The organism is Streptomyces sp. NPDC048751 (genome assembly GCF_043198595.1).
Taxonomy (GTDB): Bacteria; Actinomycetota; Actinomycetes; order Streptomycetales; family Streptomycetaceae; genus Streptomyces.
This window is the reverse complement of the sequence record NZ_JBICUX010000042.1, coordinates 1-5,184: the sequence shown is the minus strand read 5'-3', so window position 1 is coordinate 5,184 and position 5,184 is coordinate 1. Positions and strand designations below refer to the sequence as shown.

Annotated in this window: 5 protein-coding genes; 3 read left to right on the top strand and 2 right to left on the bottom strand. The window is 70.8% G+C overall.

The window, feature by feature from the left end; all coding sequences use genetic code 11:
- On the top strand, window positions 1-205 hold a 205-nt coding region (locus ACGFNV_RS46785), incomplete at its 5' end, for a ricin-type beta-trefoil lectin domain protein (protein ID WP_393631796.1).
- A gap of 782 nt (window positions 206-987) precedes the next feature.
- Here the strand turns inward: ACGFNV_RS46785 and glgX are convergent.
- Both glgX and ACGFNV_RS46775 read right to left on the bottom strand, forming a co-directional pair.
- Window positions 988-3,132, bottom strand: a complete 2,145-nt coding sequence (gene glgX / locus ACGFNV_RS46780) for a glycogen debranching protein GlgX (protein WP_393631794.1) — start codon at window positions 3,130-3,132, stop codon at window positions 988-990.
- Complete coding sequence (locus ACGFNV_RS46775; RefSeq protein WP_393631792.1) at window positions 3,129-3,632, bottom strand: pep a2; 504 nt, start codon at window positions 3,630-3,632, stop codon at window positions 3,129-3,131. Before ACGFNV_RS46775 ends, glgX begins: the two co-directional genes overlap by 4 nt.
- A 314-nt stretch (window positions 3,633-3,946) precedes the next feature.
- Here ACGFNV_RS46775 and ACGFNV_RS46770 point away from each other — a divergent pair, with 314 nt between their 5' ends.
- Together ACGFNV_RS46770 and ACGFNV_RS46765 are read left to right on the top strand one after the other, a co-directional pair.
- Window positions 3,947-4,219: a DUF5133 domain-containing protein gene (locus ACGFNV_RS46770; RefSeq protein ID WP_393631791.1), complete on the top strand. Its 273-nt coding sequence runs from the start codon at window positions 3,947-3,949 to the stop codon at window positions 4,217-4,219.
- Between the two features lie 122 nt (window positions 4,220-4,341).
- A partial coding sequence (locus ACGFNV_RS46765; protein WP_393631789.1) for a maltotransferase domain-containing protein occupies window positions 4,342-5,184 on the top strand: 843 nt, incomplete at its 3' end.

The window sequence follows — 5,184 nt, the reverse complement described above, 5'->3', positions numbered from 1 at the left end:
GGGCACCAGCCCCGGCACCAAGGTGGACATCTGGGACTGCAACGGCGGAGCCAACCAGAAGTGGACGATCCACGCCGACGGCACGATCACCGGTGACCAGTCCGGCCTGTGCCTGGACGCCACCGGCGCCGGAACGGCCAACGGCACCCTGCTGCAGCTGTGGACCTGCAACGGCAGCAGCAACCAGAAGTGGACACGCGACTGATCCCGTGACCGGTGGGCGGACTTCCTGAGCCTCCCCGCTCCCTCTGAAAGGCCCCAGGGCGCGCTCCGGGGACAGCCGACGGTCGGGGTCGTAGCCGAACAGATCGACGAACAGCACCCCGCCGGGAAACCAGCCCGGCTCGCGCAATGCGCGAGTGGCGGTCTGTACCACGAGTTCGGTCTTCCCAACTCCAGCCAGTCCTGCCACCGCCGACACCAGCACAGCCTGCTGCTCTCTGCCGGGTGCCAGGCTCCGGAGCAGCTCGTCCACATCGGTGTCGCGGCCGGTGAAGGTGGGCGAGGCAGCCGGCAGGCCCAGGAGCGCCGGGCGGACCTGAGGAGGCAGCACCACGGTGATGTCCCGGCCCTGGATCACCGCGTTGAAGAACACGCCACCGCTGATCTTGTTCGACACCTGCCCGCCCGCGTCGTCCTCGCCCACCGTGTACGCCTCGGTCATGCCGGTCAGTCCTGACTCGAGGGCTCGACACGGGCGCAGGCAGCCGAAGGCGGGTGTGGGAATGGACGTCGCACCAGCGCACTCGGCCCCGCCCAGGCCTGCCGCCCGGCCTCACCACGAGCGCCGCCTGCCGGCGCCCCTGGCAGCGCCACAGGAATCGGGGGCATCTGGCGCCACCCTCCGCATCCGACATTTCACTGAGAGTGGACACCTTACGAGAACCTGCGGTAGCGCGGGACACCATTCGGGTGATCTCGGAGGTATGGGCGCAAGCCGATCGGTCCGCGCCCACCAGTCTCAATCGCCGTGCCCCCGCCCGGTGTTCACTCCCCGTGCAGGGACGGCCTGGACAGCAGAAGGAGGCTTCGAGGCTTGATGGTGAGGGTGCTGGACGCCTTGTGTTCCGTCTCGTCGGGGACGCCCCGGGGCTCGACGGTGTCGATCAGGGTGGTCCAGCGTTCGCCGTAACCGGCGTCCGGCAGGCGGAAGTCGACCGGCTCCCAGGAGCTGTTGAGCAGCAGCAGGAACGAGTCGTCGACGACGGGACGCCCGTAGGGGTCGGGCTCGGCGATCGCGTCGCCGTTGAGGAACACGCCGACGCAGTGGGCGTCGGAGCGCTGCCAGTCCCGGTCGGTCATCTCACGCGCGTCCGGCCGCAGCCAGACGAGGTCGGGCAGCGGCTGCCCGGCGTGCGTGACCGTCTCGCCGAGGAAGAAGCGACGCCGGCGCAGGACGGGGTGGGCGGCGCGCAGGGCGATGACGGAGCGGGTGAAGTCGGCCAGGTCGCGCTGCTCCCCCGTGAGCCGCCAGTCGATCCAGGACACCTCGTTGTCCTGGCAGTAGGCGTTGTTGTTGCCGCCCTGGGTGCGACCCAGTTCGTCGCCGTGGCTCAGCATCGGGATGCCCTGGGACAGCAGCAGCGTGGCCAGGAAGTTGCGCTGCTGCCGGGCGCGCAGCTCCAGCACCGCCCTGTCGTCGGTCTCCCCCTCGGCGCCGCAGTTCCAGGACCGGTTGACGCTCTCGCCGTCCTGGTTGTCCTCGCCGTTGTCCTCGTTGTGCTTGTCGTTGTACGAGACCAGGTCGCGCAGGGTGAACCCGTCGTGCGCGGTGACGAAGTTGACGCTGGCACGGGGGCGGCGCCTGCTGTGGGCGTACAGGTCGGAGGAGCCGGTCAGCCGGGAGGCGAACTCGCCCAGCGTGTGCTGCTCCGCCCGCCAGAAGTCCCGTACGGCGTCGCGGTACTTGCCGTTCCACTCCGACCACAGCGGCGGGAAGTTGCCCACCTGGTAGCCGCCCTCGCCGACGTCCCACGGCTCGGCGATGAGCTTGACGCGGCTGATCACCGGGTCCTGCTGGATCAGGTCGAAGAACGCCGACAGCCGGTCCACCTCGTGGAACTGCCGGGCCAGCGTCGCCGCGAGGTCGAAGCGGAACCCGTCGACTCGCATCTCGGTGACCCAGTACCGCAGTGAGTCCATGATCAGCTGAAGGACGTAGGGGTGGCGCATCAGGAGGCTGTTGCCAGTGCCCGTGGTGTCGTAGTAGTGCGCCCAGTCGCCGTCGACGAGGCGGTAGTACGAGGCGTTGTCGATGCCCCGGAAGGAGAGCGTGGGGCCCTTCTCGCTGCCCTCGGCGGTGTGGTTGTACACCACGTCGAGGATCACTTCGAGCCCGGCCGCGTGCAGCGCCTTCACCATCGACTTGAACTCGGTGACCTGCTGGCCGCGGGTGCCGTGGGCGGCGTAGGCGTTGTGCGGGGCGAAGAAGCCGATCGTGTTGTAGCCCCAGTAGTTGGACAGGCCCCGGTCCCTCAGCACGCCGTCCTGCACGAACTGGTGGACCGGCATCAGCTCGACTGCGGTCACCCCGAGGGAGACGAGGTGCTCGACGACGGCCGGGTGGGCGAGGCCCGCGTAGGTGCCGCGGAGTTCGGGCGGCACGTCGGGGTGGGTCAGGGTGAGGCCCCGGACGTGGGCCTCGTAGATCACCGTGTCGGCGTAGGGCCGCCGGGGCGGCCGGTCCTCGCCCCAGTCGAAGGCGGCGCCGGTCACCACGCCGAGCAGGGTGTGGCCGGCGCTGTCGGCGGGGTCCGGGCCGCCGGGCGAACGCTCGTAGAGCGAGCGGTGGTTGTCGATCTGCCCGTCCACCGCCCGGGCGTACGGGTCCAGGAGCAGCTTGGCCGGGTTGCAGCGGTGCCCGGCGGACGGGTCCCACGGGCCGTGCACCCGGTAGCCGTAGCGCTGCCCCGGGCCGACGCCCGGCAGATAGCCGTGCCAGACGAAGCCGTCGGCCTCGGTCAGCGGGACGCGGTGCTCGGTGCCGTCGTCGTCGACGAGGACCAGCTGGACGCGTTCGGCGACCTCGCTGAACAGCGCGAAGTTGGTGCCCTCGCCGTCGTGGTCGGCTCCCAGGGGGTAGGGGTGTCCGCTCCAGGCGGGCACCCCTGCTCGGTTCGGCCTCGGGGTCACCGGGCGCCCTCCAGGACGCCGTCCGCCGGTGCGGCCAGCGCGGCGACCGGTACCTCGCGGGGCACGTCGAGGCCCTCGCGCAGGTTCGGCGAGGGTGCCGTCGGCACCAGCGGGACTCGTTCGCCGGAGCGGGCACGCTGCGAGAACCAGATGACCTTGCTGCCGGTGTCCGTGGCGCAGCAGCCCCAGCCGTCGCTCATCGCGGCGATGTGCTCCAGGCAGCCGCGCAGGTCCTGATCGGGGCGCAGGTCACGGTTGTCCTCCCCCACGGCGGTGATGAGGTGCTGGCCGGTCCACCACAGCTCGATCGAGGCGTTCTTGTCCGTCGCGTGCTCGTCGATGGCGGTCAGCAGCAGTCCGGCGCCGCGGCAGACGGGCTCGACGAGGTTCTCGAGGTCCCAGAGCCGGAGGTGGGCGGCCAGGATGCGGCCGACCTGTCCGACCCGTTCGGGGCTGACTTCCACGTCGAGGTGGTAGTAGCAGGGCACTGCGGTCTTCATCGTCGTTTGCTCCTCACCGGCGAGGCCTGGGCTCCCTCTCGACCCCCGCGGGGCCGAGCCCCGAACACGGAGCGTGGGCTCTGATCGCTTCTGAGTCACCTCTCACAGTGAGGCTGTTGGTCCATTCGTGCAACACGAGCATCACCAGGAGCACGGCCGAGGTGGTTGAAGATCCAACAGGACGGTGCGTGGTAGTGCGTGCACCATGGGTGAAAGCCTCGATCGCCGAAGCGGTCCGTGCCTCACGCATGCACGGCCACCGGCCCGACCGTCGGGCATGTGCCCATCGAGAGCCCGGGAAGGTGAAGGGCGCCATGCTGCTACCCGCCAAGGCCGAAGTCGCACGGCAGTTGCGGCGGTACCGGGCGTGGGAACGCGTGATGCTCGCGTCCCCCACGGACCTCACGGTGCGGGCCACCTTCGAGGACTCGGGTTACACCCTCTGCGTGCTGATGGGAAAGCGCTGTGCGCGGGAGGCCGCCGACGCCGCCGAACGCTACCTCCGGGAGCAGCGCGAGCGGCCTCGGGCCGCCGCCGTCGGCAGGCGGGGTCCGCCGTCGGGGCGACGTTCCCCGGCGGGGCGGTAGTCCCCCTTCCGGAGCAGGATCCCCAGCCGGGCCGACAGGCCCGGCTTTAGTACGGCAGACCTTTCAGGTGCGGCAGAGCTTCCGGTACGGCGGAGCTTTCAGGTACGGCGGAGGTGACACCCATGAGTTCGAACCCGGCCATCGGCCGAATCCCGGTACGCGATGTGCGCCCGGCGGTGGAGCACGGACGGCGCCCTGCGAAGGCGGTCGTCGGGGAGACGTTCCAGGTCACCGCCACCGTCTTCCGCGAGGGACATGACGCGGTCGGCGCCAACGTGGTCCTCCGGGACCCGGACGGCCGCCCCGGCCCGTGGACCCCGCTGCGTGAACTCGCCCCCGGCACCGACCGCTGGGGCGCCGACGTCACCCCGGACGCCGTCGGCCGCTGGACCTACACCGTGGAGGCCTGGAGCGACCCGATCGCCACCTGGCGGCACCACGCCCGCATCAAGATCCCGGCAGGCATCGACACCGGCCTGGTCCTGGAGGAGGGCGGCGAACTGTACGAGCGTGCCGCGGCGGGGGTGCCGAAGGGCGAGGACCGGGACGCCGTGCTGGCCGCGGTGGTGGTACTGCGCGACGACTCCCTGCCGGTCGCCACCCGTTTGGCGGCGGCGCTGACGCCGAGGGTGGACAGAGTTCTCGCCCGGTATCCGCTGCGAGAGTTGGTGACCGCCTCGGAGGCGCTGCCGTTGCAGGTGGAGCGGGAGCGTGCGCTGTACGGGGCCTGGTACGAGTTCTTCCCCCGCTCCGAGGGCACTCCCGAACAGCCCCACGGCACGTTCCGCACCGCCGCACGACGCCTTCCGGCCATCGCCGCCATGGGCTTCGACGTCGTCTACCTCCCCCCGATCCACCCCATCGGCCACGCCTACCGCAAAGGCCCCAACAACACCCTCTCCGCAGGCCCCGACGACGTCGGCGTGCCCTGGGCCATCGGCTCCAGCGAAGGCGGCCACGACGCC

What these genes read in the sequence shown, in the direction of transcription:
- ACGFNV_RS46775 (WP_393631792.1), bottom strand. Translation starts at nt 3,632, where the DNA reads ATGAAGACCGCAGTGCCCTGCTACTACCACCTCGACGTGGAAGTCAGC.
- ACGFNV_RS46770 (WP_393631791.1), top strand. Translation starts at nt 3,947, where the DNA reads ATGCTGCTACCCGCCAAGGCCGAAGTCGCACGGCAGTTGCGGCGGTAC.